Annotated in this window: 12 protein-coding genes; 11 read left to right on the top strand and 1 reads right to left on the bottom strand. The window is 66.4% G+C overall.

Annotated elements, in window-relative coordinates; translation table 11 throughout:
* The first annotated feature begins 131 nt into the window (after window positions 1-131).
* The 11 genes from AC1DEY_RS06395 (at window position 132) to AC1DEY_RS06345 (ending at window position 11,120) form a co-directional block, all read left to right on the top strand.
* Window positions 132-1,190, top strand: coding sequence for a 2,3-butanediol dehydrogenase (locus AC1DEY_RS06395; protein ID WP_476867217.1), 1,059 nt, complete (start codon window positions 132-134; stop codon window positions 1,188-1,190).
* Window positions 1,191-1,268: 78 nt separating this feature from the next.
* On the top strand, window positions 1,269-2,339 hold the full coding sequence (locus AC1DEY_RS06390; protein ID WP_476867216.1) for an alkene reductase: 1,071 nt from the start codon (window positions 1,269-1,271) through the stop codon (window positions 2,337-2,339).
* A gap of 166 nt (window positions 2,340-2,505) precedes the next feature.
* On the top strand, window positions 2,506-3,216 hold the full coding sequence (locus AC1DEY_RS06385) for a GntR family transcriptional regulator (protein WP_476867215.1): 711 nt from the start codon (window positions 2,506-2,508) through the stop codon (window positions 3,214-3,216).
* A 147-nt stretch (window positions 3,217-3,363) separates the two neighbouring features.
* Window positions 3,364-4,368, top strand: a complete 1,005-nt coding sequence (locus tag AC1DEY_RS06380) for a sugar phosphate isomerase/epimerase family protein (RefSeq protein ID WP_476867214.1) — start codon at window positions 3,364-3,366, stop codon at window positions 4,366-4,368.
* A 193-nt stretch (window positions 4,369-4,561) separates the two neighbouring features.
* Window positions 4,562-6,334 (top strand): dihydroxyacetone kinase subunit DhaL, encoded by a 1,773-nt coding sequence (dhaL, locus tag AC1DEY_RS06375; RefSeq protein ID WP_476867213.1) that lies wholly within the window; start codon window positions 4,562-4,564, stop codon window positions 6,332-6,334.
* A complete protein-coding gene (locus AC1DEY_RS06370; RefSeq protein WP_476867212.1) occupies window positions 6,331-6,813 on the top strand; it encodes a ribose-5-phosphate isomerase in 483 nt (160 codons plus the stop codon). The genes dhaL and AC1DEY_RS06370 overlap by 4 nt, the downstream gene beginning before the upstream one ends.
* 2 nt (window positions 6,814-6,815) lie before the next feature.
* Window positions 6,816-7,802 (top strand): 3-hydroxyacyl-CoA dehydrogenase family protein, encoded by a 987-nt coding sequence (locus AC1DEY_RS06365; protein ID WP_476867211.1) that lies wholly within the window; start codon window positions 6,816-6,818, stop codon window positions 7,800-7,802.
* Between the two features lie 36 nt (window positions 7,803-7,838).
* Window positions 7,839-8,606, top strand: coding sequence for an SDR family NAD(P)-dependent oxidoreductase (locus tag AC1DEY_RS06360; protein ID WP_476867210.1), 768 nt, complete (start codon window positions 7,839-7,841; stop codon window positions 8,604-8,606).
* A gap of 12 nt (window positions 8,607-8,618) precedes the next feature.
* Window positions 8,619-8,747: a hypothetical protein gene (locus AC1DEY_RS06355; protein ID WP_476867209.1), complete on the top strand. Its 129-nt coding sequence runs from the start codon at window positions 8,619-8,621 to the stop codon at window positions 8,745-8,747.
* A 132-nt stretch (window positions 8,748-8,879) separates the two neighbouring features.
* Window positions 8,880-10,223 carry an MFS transporter gene (locus AC1DEY_RS06350; protein WP_476867208.1) on the top strand — a complete coding sequence of 448 codons (1,344 nt, stop codon included), beginning with the start codon at window positions 8,880-8,882 and terminating at the stop codon, window positions 10,221-10,223.
* A 69-nt stretch (window positions 10,224-10,292) separates the two neighbouring features.
* Window positions 10,293-11,120 (top strand): triose-phosphate isomerase family protein, encoded by an 828-nt coding sequence (locus AC1DEY_RS06345; RefSeq protein WP_476867207.1) that lies wholly within the window; start codon window positions 10,293-10,295, stop codon window positions 11,118-11,120.
* A 355-nt stretch (window positions 11,121-11,475) separates the two neighbouring features.
* Here AC1DEY_RS06345 and AC1DEY_RS06340 read toward each other — a convergent pair whose 3' ends face one another.
* Window positions 11,476-15,156, bottom strand: a complete 3,681-nt coding sequence (locus tag AC1DEY_RS06340) for a TM0106 family RecB-like putative nuclease (protein WP_476867206.1) — start codon at window positions 15,154-15,156, stop codon at window positions 11,476-11,478.
* Window positions 15,157-15,375 lie beyond the last annotated feature (219 nt).

Here is a 15,375-nt window from a genome sequence, read left to right as displayed (position 1 = left end):
CAGCAAAGGCCGTGACAATCCCCGGCACGGCCACCACACTGGGGTTACGGCCCCGCTGTGAACATCCAAAACATTCCGTGGATGCGCCTGCCCGGGCGCATCCACGGCCTGGAATCCGAAGGTGAAACCCCATGAAAGCAGCACGATTCCATGCCCGCGAGGATCTCCGGATCGAAGACATCCAGGAGCCCGAGCTGCGTCCGGGAACGGTGAAGATCGCCGTGGCCTGGTGCGGTATCTGCGGCACCGACCTTCATGAATTTCTCGAAGGACCCATTTTCACCCCGCCGCCCGGCCATCCCCACGGGCTTACCCACGAGGCCGCCCCGGTCACCCTGGGACACGAATTCTCCGGCACCATCGAGGAACTCGGGGAAGGCGTCACCGGCCTGGCCGTCGGAGACAACGTCGTCGTTGAGCCGTACGTCGTCTGCAACGAATGCGGCCCTTGCCGCAGCGGGCACTACAACCTGTGCACCAAGTTGGGCTTCATCGGATTGGCGGGCGGCGGTGGCGGCCTGAGCGAAAAGATCGTTGTCGACACGCGGTGGGTCCATCCGGTCGGCGACATCCCCCTGGACGAGGCCGCCCTCATCGAGCCCCTCGCGGTGGCGTATCACGCCGTCGGAAGGAGCGGCCTCACAGCCGGGGACGTCGCCGTCGTCGGCGGTGCCGGACCCATCGGTCTCCTGACCGCCGCGGTCCTCAAGGGCATCGGCATCACCACGATCGTCACCGAGCTGTCGGCCGCCCGCAAGGAGAAGGCGACCTCGTCCGGCGTCGCGGATCATGTCCTGGACCCCAGCACCGACGACGTCAAGGCGCGCGTGCTGGAACTGACCGGCGGTGCAGGGGCCAATGCGGCGTTTGAATGTGCCGGCGTGAACGCGGTGTTGGACACCATGCTCGACGTCGTCAAGCCCGCCGGCGTCGTCGTCAACGTCTCCATCTGGGGCCACCCGGCCACTGTCGACATGCAGAAAGTGGTGCTGAAGGAAATTGACCTGCGCGGCACCATTGCCTACTGCGGCGATCACGAAGCCGCCATCAAGCTCGTCCAGGAAGGAAAAGTCGACCTGAAACCCTTCATCACCGGCAGAATCGCCCTGGATGACTTGGTGGACAAAGGGTTCGACACGCTGATCAACCACAACGACACCGCGGTAAAGATCATCGTCCACCCATCGTGATCCGAGTCTCAGATGGAATAGTTGCAGACGCCGCGCAGTTGCCGCCAGTGAACCCATTCACCGTGAAAGGAATTGCGCATGCTGTTTTCCCCGATGACCCTCGGCGACCTGAAACTGCCCAACCGACTCGTGATGGCGCCACTGACCCGCGTCCGCTCCGGTCAGGAAGGAATCCCGGGGCCGCTGGTAGTTGAGCACTACCGCCAGCGCGCCTCACTCGGCCTGATCGTCAGCGAGGGCACCTACCCGAGCCCGGCCGGCCGGGGCTTCCCGGGCCAGCCCGGGCTCGTCACCGACCAACAGTTTGAAGGCTGGTCCAACGTCACTTCCGCTGTGCACGCCGAAGGCGGCCGGATCTTCGCCCAGGTCATGCACGCAGGCCGCGTCACGCATGTGGACACCACCGGTGGCCACGAAGTCGTCGCGCCCAGCGCCATTGCGATCGACGGCGAAACCCGCACCTACGCGGGCAAGCAGCCGTTCCCCGTCCCGCGCGCCCTCACCACCGAGGAACTGCCGGGCATCGTCGAGGAATTCGTCACGGCGTCCCGCAGAGCGGTAGAGGCAGGATTCGACGGCGTTGAGCTTCACTCGGCCAACGGTTACCTGCTGCACGAATTCCTGGCTCCGTCCGCCAACCAGCGCAACGACGTCTACGGTGGCTCCCCGGAAAACCGGGCGCGCTTCGTGATCGAGGTTGCCCAGGCCGTCGTGGATGCGATTGGCGCGGACCGCGTCGGCATCCGCATCTCGCCGGAACACAATGTCCAAGGTGCCGTGGAACTCGACGCGGCGGACGTCCGGGCCACCTACGGCCACCTCGTGGACACCCTGGCTCCGCTGAAGCTGGCCTACCTCAGCATCCTGCACAAGGACCCCACCAGTGAGCTGGTCCAGGACCTGCGCGCACGGTTCAACGGCACGTTCCTGATCAACACCGGCTTCGGCGTTGTCACGACGCGCGACGAGGCCACCGCGCTGGTCGCCGACGGCCACGCTGACGCCGTCGTCGTCGGACGCCCCGCCATCGCCAACCCGGACCTGGTGCGCCGCTGGCGCGAAGGCCTGCCGGTCAACGAGGCGGATCCGGCCACGTTCTACACCGAGGGCCCTGCTGGCTACACCGACTACCCGGCCTACCAGAACTAGGTAGCGCGGAGTCAACGCGGTACGAGGGGCGCTGCGTCACTAAGTAGCGCCGGCACCACCACCGCTGGACATGTCCAGCCTTGGCCACAAAGAGTGGGCAGAACACCGTTCTGCCCACTCTTTGCCTTACAGAATGGGCATGTCCGGCGTCCTATAGGATCTGAACATGCAACTAGCTTCCTCCGGGAGTCGCCCTGAGGGCCATTCCGCGGGCCGTCCCATCAGCMGGCAGGTCCTCGCCGACCACGTCTATGAAGAGCTTCTGGCGTCGCTGATGGACGGGCGGCTCGAACCCGGGACCGCAGTGAGCATTGATGGAACCGCCAGGGAGCTCAACGTTTCCCCGACGCCGGTGCGCGAGGCGCTCGCGCGGCTCGAACACACCGGAATGGTCCGCCGCGTCGCACTCAAGGGCTACCGCGTTGCGCCGATGTTCACCCAGGAGGACTTCGCCGAACTCATGGAGGCGCGGCTGGCCATCGAGCCCGTTAACGCCCGCCTGGCGTGCGCCCGCCTGACGCCGGCGCACCATGCCGAGCTGGCCATGGCGGTCGCCGACCTCAAGAAAGCACCACGTGGCCCGTCGTTTGCGGAGTACCGCGACTATCTGGACGCCGACGAGCGCTTCCACCGGCTGATCGCGGAGCAGACCGGCAATCAGTTCATGGTGGCCGCCTACGCTGCCCTCGGCGGGCAGGTCCAGCGCTTCCGTCTGTTCGGCGGCGTCGGCATCACGGACGCGGAGCAGGCGATCGCCGAGCACCAGGCGGTCCTGGATGCGCTGTCCTCGGGCGACCCGGAGAAGGCCGCAGCTGCCATGGCCGAGCACGTGCAAAAAGTGCGCGGACGCGCCATCGCGGACGCTCCTGCGGAATAACCGCCAAGCACTTTTCCGGGCCTTTTCAAACGCGGATTAAATCCCTATAGGATCTTCGATTGTTGCCAATGTAGTGAATGTGACCTTGACAACACCCTTTCGATAGTAAATCCTATAGGAAACAGGATTCCACGAAGGAGTGAACCCATGGCTTACACAGCCGAAAACTGGCCCATCACCGCAGCGCTCCTGCAATTCCCGGGAACCGACGCGCAGGGTAACCACATCAACGACGCCGACGCCTCCGCCTGGGCCGAGGTCTTTACCGAGGTCAAGGAAGCCGGCTTTGCCGACGCAGACCTCACGGACAGCTGGGTCCGCCCCGGCGACCTGAGCTCGGCCCGCCTCGCCGAGTTCAAGCGGACCGCCGACAACGTGGGCATCGGCATCCCCGTCATCTCGGCCATCCGCCGCAGCGTGATCGAGGAGGGCAACTGGGAAGCCAACCTGGCCTACAGCCACCGCACCATCGATGCTGCGGCCGAGCTTGGCTGCGAGGTCGTCTCGTTTGGACTGCACCAGGCCATCACCGCCGAGCAGCTGAAGCAGATGTGGTTCTGGACCGTCGAAGGCTACAAGGACCCGGTGGGGGACAAGGAAACCTGGGGCAAGGCCGTGACCCGCCTGCGGGAACTCGGCCAGCACGCGGCCGAGGTCGGCGTACTGCTCTCGCTCGAAATGTACGAGGACACGTACCTTGGCACCGCGGATTCCTCCGTCCAGCTGGTCCAGGACATCGGCCTGGCCAACGTCGGCCTCAACCCTGACATCGGCAACCTCATCCGCCTGCACCGCCCGATCGAGGACTGGCGCGAGATGGTCGCCAAGACCCTCCCATACTCCAACTACTGGCACATGAAGAACTACATCCGCGACGAGGACGTGGCCCGTGACACCTACGTCGCGATGCCGGCCCCGATGGAAAGCGGCCTCATCAACTACCGCGAGGCGTTCAAGGTCGCGCTGTCCGTSGGCTTCCAGGGCATCCTSTGCACCGAGCACTACGGCGGCGACGGWCTSWSCGTCACSGCCRGCAACCAGGACTACCTSCGMCGCCAGGTCCTGCCGAAAACCGACGGCTACGCCCTCGGCCAGAGCCAGGTGGCCCAGGGCCGGCAGCAGCCCGCAGCCACGGCACTCGCCAGCGTCTGACCCGGCGCCTGACACCGGAACGTGACACGGGAACCCGACCCGGCACGTGACACCGGAACGTGACACGGGAACCCGACCCGGCACGTGACACCGGGGTCCTGGTGCGGCCGTCAAGCCATTTGGGGGGCGGCCGCACCACCCCAGCTCTCTACCCACAGCATTAGTTCTCCAACACGGATTCAATGAGGAAACCATGACCCAGATCTTCGACAATCCCGCCGATTTCGCGGATGAGGCACTGGACGGCTTCGTGGCGGCCAACCGCGGCTACGTTGCCCGTGTCGACGGCGGCGTCGTCCGCTCCACTGAGGTCCCGGCCGGCCAGGTGGCCCTGGTGGTCGGCGGCGGCTCCGGGCACTACCCGGCCTTCGCCGGCCTCGTCGGACCCGGCCTGGCCACCGCCTCGGCTTGCGGCAACATGTTCGCCTCGCCCGCGGCCGGCCAGATCTACCGCGTGGCCAAGGCCGCCAACGCCGGCGGCGGCGTGCTGCTTAGCTACGGCAACTACGCCGGAGACGTCCTGCACTTCGGCCAGGCCCAGCTGCGGCTCAACGCCGAAGGCATCGAAACCCGCACGGTCCTGGTCACCGACGACATCGCCAGCGCCCCGCTGGAGCAGATCGAGAAGCGCCGCGGCATCGCCGGGGACTTGACCGTCTTCAAGATCGCCGGCGCCGCCGCGGAGGCGGGAATGAGCCTGGACGACGTCGAACGGCTGGCCATCCGGACCAACTACCGCACCCGCTCCCTCGGCGTGGCCTTCGACGGCTGCACCCTGCCCGGTGCCGACGCGCCGCTGTTCACGGTCCCGGCGGGGCACATGTCCCTCGGCCTGGGCATCCACGGCGAACCGGGCATCTCAGATCACCCCATGCCCACCGCCTCGGAACTGGCAGAACTCCTGGTCAGCCGGCTCCTGGCCGACAAGCCGGATGACGCCGGCACCCGCGTGGTCGCAATCATCAACGGCCTCGGAACGGTCAAGTACGACGAACTCTTCCTGCTGTTCGGCAAGGTCGAGAAGCTCCTTACCGCCGCAGGGCTTACCGTGGTGGAACCCGAATGCGGGGAGCTCGTCACGAGCCTGGACATGTCCGGACTTTCGCTGACCCTGCTGTGGCTGGACGAGGAACTCGAACAGTACTGGGCCGCCCCGGCGGACACCCCGGCGTTCCGCAAGGGAAACCTCGCGCCCCGCGCCCGCCGCGAACTCGCCGGTCCCGTGGCCGAAGCAGCCGCCGACGTCGAGCGCCCCACCGCAGCGGCCGCAGCCCTCGGCCGGCTGGCTGCAGACCTGCTCGGCCAGACGCAGAACGTGATCATCGAGCATGAGGAAGAACTTGGCCGCCTGGATGCCATTGCCGGCGACGGCGACCACGGCATCGGCATGCGGCGCGGCGTGGACGCGGCAGTCGCCGCTGCCGAGCTGGCCGCGGCGAACGACGGCGGCGCGTCGCCGTCGCGCGTCCTGACCTCGGCGGGGGAGGCCTGGAGCGAACGCGCCGGCGGCACCTCGGGCGCGCTCTGGGGCTCGGCAATCATCGCGGCCGGACAGGCCCTGGGCAACCAGGACAGCTACAGCGGCGAGGACGCGGCCGCCGCGGTCACGGCCTTCGTGGACGCCATCACCGAGCTCGGCAAGGCCGAGCTGGGCGACAAGACCATGGTGGACGCCCTCGTGCCGTTCCGGGACGCCTTCCTCACCGCGTTCGACGCCGGCACCCCCGTGGCTGCCTCGCTCGCCGCCGCAGCGGAAGCCGCCACAACCGCCGCGGACGCGACGTCCGAATTGCGTCCGCTCAAGGGCCGCGCCCGACCGCTCGCGGAAAAGAGCCTCGGCCACCCCGACCCCGGCGCGGTGTCCTTCGCACTCATTGCCACACGGATTTCTGCACACAACGAAACTTCCAGCACAGGAACCCGGCTCGCTACATCCGAGCCGGCGGAACAAGGAGTAACAGCATGAGCACAACACCAGGCTGGCGCATCGTCGTCGGCAACGATGAGGCCGGCGTCGAATACAAGAACGCCCTGAAGGCCCTGCTCGAAGCGGACCCGCGCGTCGCCTCCGTCCTGGATGTCGGCGTCGGAGCGGACGACTCCACCGCCTACCCGCACGTGGCCGTCGACGCGGCCCGCAAAGTCGCCGAGGGCGACGCCGACAGGGCGCTGCTGATCTGCGGCACCGGCCTGGGCGTGGCCATCGCTGCGAACAAGGTCCCCGGCATCCGTGCCGTCACCGCCCACGACAGCTACTCCGTGGAACGGTCCGTCCTGAGCAACAACGCCCAGGTCCTCACGCTCGGCCAGCGCGTGATCGGGCTGGAACTCGCCAAGAAGCTCGTTGGCGAATGGCTGAGCCACCGCTTCGATGAAAACTCCTCCTCCGCCGCCAAGGTGGACGCCATCTGCTCCTACGAGCCCGAATACACGAAGGCAGTCTGAACATGACCGAATCAACAGAAACCGCAGCCGCCATCAACGCCGCCCGCAAGATCGCCGTCGTCGGCTCCGGCTACATGGGCGGCGGCATCGCCCAGGTCCTGGCGCTCGGCGGCGCCCGGGTGGCGCTCGCGGACGTGTCCGCCGAAGTGGCGCAGAAGAACTACGAGCGGCTCCTGGCCGAATCCGACGAATTCGTTGCCGCGGGACTCTTCCCGGCAGGCTCCACCGCCATCCTGAAGGAAAACCTCTGGGCCGCCAAGGACATTGAGGAAGCCGTCGCCGACGCCGACTTCATCGAAGAAGCCGTCCCCGAAGTCATCGAGATCAAGCACCAGACCCTAGCCCGCATCAGTGCGGCAGCCCGGCCGGACGCCATCATTGGCTCCAACACCTCCACCATCTCCATCGCGGACCTGTCCGGGCCGGTGTCCAACCCCGAACGCTTCCTGGGCGTGCACTTCTCCAACCCGTCCCCGTTCATCCCCGGCGTCGAAATCATCCCTCACGCCGGCACCTCGGCGGCCACGGTCGGCGCCGTCCGCGACCTCGTGCACGCCGCCAACAAGCAGACCGCCGTCGTGAAGGACGTCACCGGGTTCGTGCTCAACCGGCTCCAGTACGCGCTGTTCCACGAAGCCGCCCAGCTGGTGGAGCAGGAGATCGCGACGGCGGAGGACGTCGACACCCTGGTCCGCACCACCTTCGGCTTCCGTCTTCCGTTCTTCGGCCCCTTCGCCATCGCCGACATGGCCGGGCTGGACGTCTACAACTTCTGCTACAAGTCACTCCAGACCGATTTCCCGGAACGCTTTGCGACGCCGAAGATCCTCACCGATCTCGTGGAGGCCGGAAAGCTGGGCACCAAGACCGGCGCAGGCTTCCTCAATGTCCCGGCAGAGCGCACCCCGGAACTGATCGCCTACCGGAACAAGGCGTACGTGGCCATGCAGAAGCTCATCGACGAACTCGGCCCCGCCCCCATCAACTGAGTCCGCCTCTTTCACTTTCACTTCAGGAGCATTCCCATGAGCATTTTCCCCGCAGAACGCACTGCCATCATCACCGGCGCAGTGTCCGAGCGAGGCATCGGCCGGGCCACCGCCAGCTACCTGGCGGCGCAGGGCTGGAACATCGGCATCATCGACCTCGATGACGCGCGCTGCAAGGCGGCGGCCAAGGAACTCGCCGCCGAATACGGCGTCCAGGCCTTCGGCGCCGGCGCCAACGTTTCCGACGAAGCTTCCGTCCGCGCTGCCATCGACGCCATAGAAGCGGAACTGCCGCAGATCGTTGCGCTCGCCAACGTGGCCGGCGTCAGCTCACCGGTTCCCTACCTGGAGCTCGACGCCGCCGAATGGGACCGCGTGCTGAACATCAACCTCAACGGCGTCCACTACGCCACGCGCCGCGTCGCAGAATCCATGGTCAAGAACAGGATGGGGCGCATCGTGAACATCTCCTCCGTCTCGGCGCAGCGCGGCGGCGGCACCTTCTCCAAGACGCCGTACTCGGTGGCGAAGGCCGGCGTGATCGGCCTGACCCGTGCAACGGCCCGCGAACTGGGCGAATACGACATCACCGTCAATGCCATCGCCCCGGGCCCCATCGACACCGACATCATGGGCGGCACCCTCAGCGAGGAGCGCAAGGACGAACTCACCCAGGACCTCGTGGTCAACCGCGTTGGCTCCACCCGGGACATCGCAGCAGCCATCGCCTTCCTCATCAGCGAGGACGCCGGGTACATCTCCGGCCAGACGCTGAATGTGGATGGCGGACTCTACATGCACTAAGGAAGAAGCAACGTGGCCCAACACAGTCAAACCCCCGCCGCCTCCGGACTCGCAGCCTGGAGCAAGGGCCGGAAGATCTACCTCGCCGTCGGCATCCTGGCCTGCCTGGCCGGCGTTCTGATGATGGTTTTTTCACGCTAGGTTCCTTGGCCTGGTTCCGGCCCTGGCCTTGGCTTTGCTTTGCCTTGCTTGGCTTGGCCGGCTCCGGCCGCTCACCACGCACCTGATTCACCCCCTGAGTTACACCACTGATTGCTCGACGAGGAGTTTTTGATGTCCGTAACAACAACGTCCACCCGGGACCTACTGGAGACACCGGTCCTAAAATCGGCCATCTCCAAGGCCTCCCGCCGGCTGATGCCCATGCTGGTGATCCTGTATGTGGTCGCCTTCCTGGACCGCACCAATGTGGGCTTCGCCGAAGCCGCCCTCGGCGTGGACAAGGGCATCACCGCCGGCGCCTACGCCCTGGGCGCCGGGATCTTCTTCATCGGCTACGCCCTGTTCGAGATCCCGAGCAACCTGCTCCTGACCAAGTTTGGGGCGAAGGTGTGGCTGGCCCGCATCGCCATCACCTGGGGCATCGTCTCCGCCTGCTTCGCGTTCGTCCAGGGCGAGACGTCCTTCATCATCCTGCGCTTCCTGCTCGGTGTCACCGAGGCCGGGCTCTTCCCGGGCGTCATCATGTTCCTGGCCGCATGGTTCCCCAACAAGGTCCGCGTCAAGATGTTCGCCATCTTCTACCTGGCCCAGCCGTTCTCGCAGATGATGGGCGCCCCGCTGTCCGGCTGGCTGATCAACATTGGCGACCAGGTGCCCGGAGTCCAGGGCTGGCAGGTCATGTTCTTCGTCGAAGGCATGCTGGCCGTCATCGCAGGTATCGCCGCATACTTCTTCCTCATCAACAGCCCGCAGGACGCCAAGTTCCTGGACAAGGACGAGAAGAACGCGCTCCTGGAAGTCATGGAACTCGAGGACACCGTCAAGGAAGAATCCGGGCCGCGCGGCGTCCTGGCTGCTATGAAGAACGGCAAGGTCTGGTACTTCACCGTCATCTACTTCTGCCTGCAGATCGCCGTTTACGGTGTCACGTTCTATCTGCCGCAGCAGGTGGCGCAGCTGACCGGCCAGAAGGTGGGCATCGCCGTCGGCCTCATGGCAGCCATCCCGTGGTTCTTCGGCATCTTCGCCTGCTACTTCATCGGCAAAGCCGCCAACACCGTGGTCCGCCGCCGGGTCTGGGGCACCGGGCTGTTCATCTCCACCGGACTCTGCATCTTCGGCTCCGCATGGGCCGGCGCCAACCACATTCCGGCGCTCGGCATCCTCTTCATCACCCTCGCCGTGTGCAGCTTCCTCTCCATCGGCCCCATTGCCTGGTCCTACCCGACGGCGTTCCTCACCGGTACAGCGGCAGCCGCGGGAATCGGCCTGATCAACTCGCTCGGAAACCTCGGCGGCTTCGTCGCGCCGATCCTGCGGACCTCGGTCAACCAGTTCACCGCCTCGGACACCGGCGGCGTTTACGCCCTGGGCGTGCTCCCGTTCCTGGCAGCGGCCATGATGTTCGCGACCCGACGCTTCAAGAACAAGGCCGACGAACTGCTGGAGCAGTAACGCCTCCCGGCCCCGTCATCCATTCCCATCCGGGTTCCAGTAACTGGATCCAGCAGAAAGCACCAACACATGCAGCACAGTCCCGCCGGCCAGACCTCCAGCACCCGCATCCTGGTGGGGGTCAGCACCAAGATGTACCTCGGCTACCGGGACAGCCTGGACTGGCTTGGGCGGCTGCGGCACGAAGTGGACGCCCGTCCGGCCCTCGCGGCCGGGCGGGTTGTCCCGTTTGTCATTCCATCCTTCCCCGTCCTGCCCGCGGCGGGCCGTCTCCTGGCGGATTCTCCGGTGCTGCTCGGGGCACAGAACTGCGGCTGGGCGGACGGCCCCTGGACCGGGGAAGTGGCGCCGACCATGCTCGCGGAACTCGGCGTCCGGCTCGTGGAGATCGGCCACGCCGAACGCCGGCGGCACTTCAAGGAGGACGATGCCATGGTGGCCCTCAAAGTCCGGGCAGCGGACGACGCCGGGCTCACCCCGCTGCTGTGCGTGGGGGAGACTGAGCGCGGGGAGCCGGCGGTGGCAGCGGACTTTGTGTACCGCCAGATCGAGTCGGCCGTCGACGCAGACTGGGACCTCGCCGGGTGCTTGGTTGTGGGGTACGAACCGGTTTGGGCCATCGGGGCGGCCGAGCCCGCTGCCGCCGCCTACGTGTCCGACGTCGTTCAGCGGCTCCGTGGGCGCCTCGCCGCGGCTGGCGTTCCGGGGCTGCCGGTCATCTACGGCGGGTCGGCCAAACCCGGACTGCTGCCAACACTTCAGGGTGTCTCGGGCCTGTTCCTCGGCCGATTTGCGCACGACCCCGCGAACTTCGGCAAAGTGCTGGATGAAGCACTCCTGCTGGCCGAAGGCTTCCCTGCGCCGGAGCCTGCCACCGTTGGGCATGTCCTCCCCTGATTGTGAACAACCGCGGGGCATGTCCAGCCTTAGCCGCGAACAGTGGGCAGAAGACCCTCGTGCCCACTGAGGGAGGCTACGAATGGGCATCTCCGTCAGACTGGCTAGGTCCAACCAAGGGACATGTCCAGCCTCGGCCGCGAAGAGTGGGCAGAACACCTTTGTGCCCAGTGTTCGGGGCGAAGAATGGGCATGTCCCACGGGCTGGTCAGGCACGACCAAGGGGCATGTCCAGCCTTGGTCGTGAAGAGTGGGCAGAACACCTTTGTGTCCAGTGGGCGGGGCGAAGAATGGGCATGTCCCGCGGGTGGTCAGGCACAACCAAGGGCGTGTCCCACGGAGTGGCGGGTGAGGCTTAGGAAGCCACCGATCGCTGGCACAGGCCGATGAAGCCGCCCAGCTGTTCCATGCCCTCCGGATGCGTGGGCAGGTAGTTCGTCAGTTCCGGCGCTCGGACGATCACTGCGCGCCACTGTCCGCGGGAGACCGCCACATTGATCCGGTTCCGCGAGAGCAGGAACTCCATTCCGCGCGGAGCCTCGGCCACCGCCGAACACGCCATGGACACGATCACCACTGCGGCTTCCTGCCCCTGGAACTTGTCCACCGTTCCGACGCGGACCTCGGCCAGGCCGGCGGCTTCCAGAGTTTCGCGGATCACGTTGACCTGGGCGTTGTAGGCCGCCACTACCAGAATGTCCGACGCTTCCAGGGGCCGGGTGCCCTGATCGGTATGCCACGGCAGCCCCAGATGCCGCCGCACCTGGTGGACCACTTCGGTGGCTTCCTCAGGCGAGGACGTGGTGTTGCCCGTGTGCTCCACCAGGACAGTTTCTATCCCGGCAGGAACCCCATCCAGGTGTCGGAGCCCCGCGGCAGGGGCGGACCGAAGTTGACCCTCGTAGGCGAGTTCGGACACGGCCAGGCACAGCTCGGCATTCATGCGCCACGTGTCGGCCAGGAAATACCCGAGTTCCGGCGGAAGCGTGGCATGCCCCGCGGAAATCCAGCCCAGGGCGGACTCGTCGACCGGCTCCGGATGCGCGCCCTGGCTGACCTGCGGCAACTGTTGTGGGTCGCCGAGCAACAGCAGCCGGCTGCTGGCCTGCGCGACCGCAAGCGTATTGGCCAGGGAGAACTGGCCGGCCTCGTCGATTACCAGCAGGTCCAGGGACCCCGCGGGAACACTGGACCCCGTCATGGTCCAGGCCGTGCCGCCCACCACTGCTCCGCCGGGCGAACCGAGGAGCCGGGCGACGTCCTGCGCCGACCGCTGGTCCCAGGCAAGCGGCTCCCCGTGCTTCACATCCTTGGCGACAACCGCGGGGTCCACTCCGGCCTTCACCACGGCCGTCCTCAGCAGGTTCTCGACGACGGCGTGGGATTGGCCCACGACCCCGACCTTCCAGCCGCGGGCCACGAGACGGGCGATCACGTGGGAGCCCACATGGGTTTTGCCGGTCCCGGGCGGACCCTGGACAGCCACATAAGAGTGGTCCAAAGCAGTTACGGCTTCGGTGATGGCGTCGATGTAGCGGTCCTGGCCGTCGCTGGGCATGGGCAACGGATGCCCCGTCATAAGCCGCGGCGGCACCCGCCGCACCAGATCCAGGGCAGGGTGGTGCGGGAAAGCAACACGGGGCGTCGCGTCGTCCGGGCTCTTGCCGCCCTTGGTCGACCGGCGTAAACCGTCGGCGACAACATCGGCCAGGCCCGCCAGCGCCTCCTCGAGGCTCTTGGTCTGGATCGGCTGGTCTTCGGTCAATGCGATGGGTAGCTGCGGGTACGGTTCGATATTCCTTCGGAGCTTGTCCCGGATGACGACGGTGTCCTTCCCGTCCTCGTGGCCGAGCTCCAGGATCTCGGTTCCGAACCAGCCGTTGCGCCCGGTCCCGTCGATGCCCGTGCCTTCGAGCCCGGCCGGAAGCGGTGGCTCATACATGCGGAACCAGGTGCTGCCCTCGCGGAGGTCCGAGCCAGGGCTGACGGTGCCGATCAGTTTTACCCGGCGTTCGGGCAGTTTGGCGCCGTCCTTCCACCAGTCCTCCAGCACCACCGCATCCTCGACCAGGAAGACGTTGCGGTCCTGCTGGTGGTGGGTGTCGGGGCCGTTCTCGCAGCGGTCAAAGTGCGCCCACCAGAACGCCTTGCGCTCGCGGCGGTGATAACTGACGGCTGCCGCCAGCATGGCGATGGCTTTTCGATCGTCCTCGGCCAGCCCGCTCTCCGGAAAGGCGAACGCGGCCAACGCCACTTCGGCGGAAGTCAAACCCGTGTCCACTGCGTCACCGTCATCCCCGGCGCCGGATTCCCTCGCGCTGATTTTCCTGGTGCCGGAGTCCTTGCCGCTGGTGGCGTTGGTCGGGGCGAGGGCGCCCTGGCTGATCCCGCGCTCCTGCGCCAGGCCCAGGAGCCAGTTCCGGAGCTCGAGCGTGGACAGGCAGTCGTATTCGTTGTAGTCCGAGATGCTTGCCAGGATCTTCTCTGCTTCCTCGGGCCGCTCATTGTCCCGGGCGTCGCAGTAGTGGGCGTAGGCAACCACGGAAGCTCCGGCGTCCTTGACGTCCCCGGAGCGCAGGTTGGTCCCCATGTAGAGCGGCTCGAGCTTCTTGATGCTGTAGGAGTTTTCGGAGATCCGGATGCTGTTCCGGACCGTCTGGTAGAGGTCCACCAGGAGTCCGTCCCGCAGCCACTGGTCTACGGTGTCCTCGCCGGCTACGTGCATCACGGAGAGCTTGCGGAGGGCCGTTTTCTCGTAGGCGGCGTAGTGGTAGACGTGCATGTCCGGGTATTCCTGCCTGCGCTTCTCCACGTAGGCGAGGAAGTTCAGGAAGGCCTGCTTCTCCGCCTCCCGGCTATGGGCCCAGAACGGCCTGAAGATTCCGGCGGCGCCGGGCTGGGTCGGCGCTTCGATGACGCCGAACAGGTACTCGAGCCCCCAAATCCCGGTGGCGCTTTCCTGCCAGAGCGGATCGCCCTCAAAGTCGAAGAAGATATCGCCGCAGCTGGGCGGCGGCAGCTCGGCAAGGGTGTTCTCCGGGATGACCGCGTAGCGGATCGAGTGCTCCTCGCCGTCCTTGACGTACCGGACGCCGCCGTCGGATCCGCCGATCCCGCTCTGCATTCTCGCCTGCTGCTGGAGGCGCAGGAGCGCGGCATTGGCCGCTGGGAGGGTTGCCTGCGCGAGGTCCTTGACCGAATAGATGCCCTGCTGGTGCAGCTTCTTGCGCTGCGCCGAGTTCATCCTCGCCACCAGGAGAACGTCGTCGGTGGCCTTGACCATCTCCTGGCAGTAGTCGCAGCGGCCGCAGGCCGTGAGGCCGGCCGCACCCCAGCGCACAGGGCCGGGCTGCGCCCTGTGGCCGGCGGTCAGGGCGAGGAAACGCTCCCGGCGTTCCCGGAACACCGGCAGGATGTCGGCGAGTTTGTGGTGGCTGCGGACGTAGTCGAACCCGCCGTCGGCCAGCTGCACCGTAGCGCCCAAAACGAGTGTCACCGCCGGATCCACCGGGATTCCGGCCCTCAGGAGTTGGTCCCCGTAGGCCGCAAGCTGGAGCAGCGCCGTCACCTTCGCATGGCGTGCCAGTTTGGTGTCGAACACGGCGTAGCTACCGTCCGGCTGCCGCACCAGGAAGTCCGAGCGCCCATGGAACTGCCCGTCGAAGAAGGCTGCCTGGAACACGACGTCGGCTCCGGAACGCAGCGCTTCAATGGACTCGGAATGCTTGGCCAGGAGAGTGGCGCGGTCCATGCCTTGGGCCGGGACAACGTCGTAGACGCCGCGGGCGGTGGCCGGATCCCACATCCCGAACTCGGCGATGAAGGAATCGAGGACCCGGTGCTCGTGGACGTCACCCAACACGGCGGCATGCCGGAGCATCTCGTCATCCTCGAAGGCAGCCTTCGGCGTGCGGCCCAGCTTCTCATCGAGCTTCCGGAGCAGCTGGTACTCACAGCTCGCGGCCACCACAAGATCGCTCGCCGAGTAGACCAGGTCCGGTGATGAGCCCGGAACCTCAGGTTCAAGGAAAAACACGGTGCCCCCGTTGTTGTTGCCCTCTGTTGATTGGGCGCTCTGTTGATTAAGCCTGCATGAGCCGAGTCCGGCCTTCCTCGTTCAAGCTATCAAAGACCTCCGACAATTCAGCGGGCGGAGCAGGAGCAGGCGCCCCGGCAACCCGGAATGGCAACCGGCGAAATCCTCTCTGGTTCCTGTAACGAGATCCTCTCTGGTTCCTGTCGTAGGTTCGGCGTA

The sequence above is a fragment of the Arthrobacter sp. 05T47 genome (genome assembly GCF_056395825.1).
The sequence above is the reverse complement of the archived record's forward strand: the minus strand, read 5'-3'. Positions and strand labels throughout refer to the sequence as shown.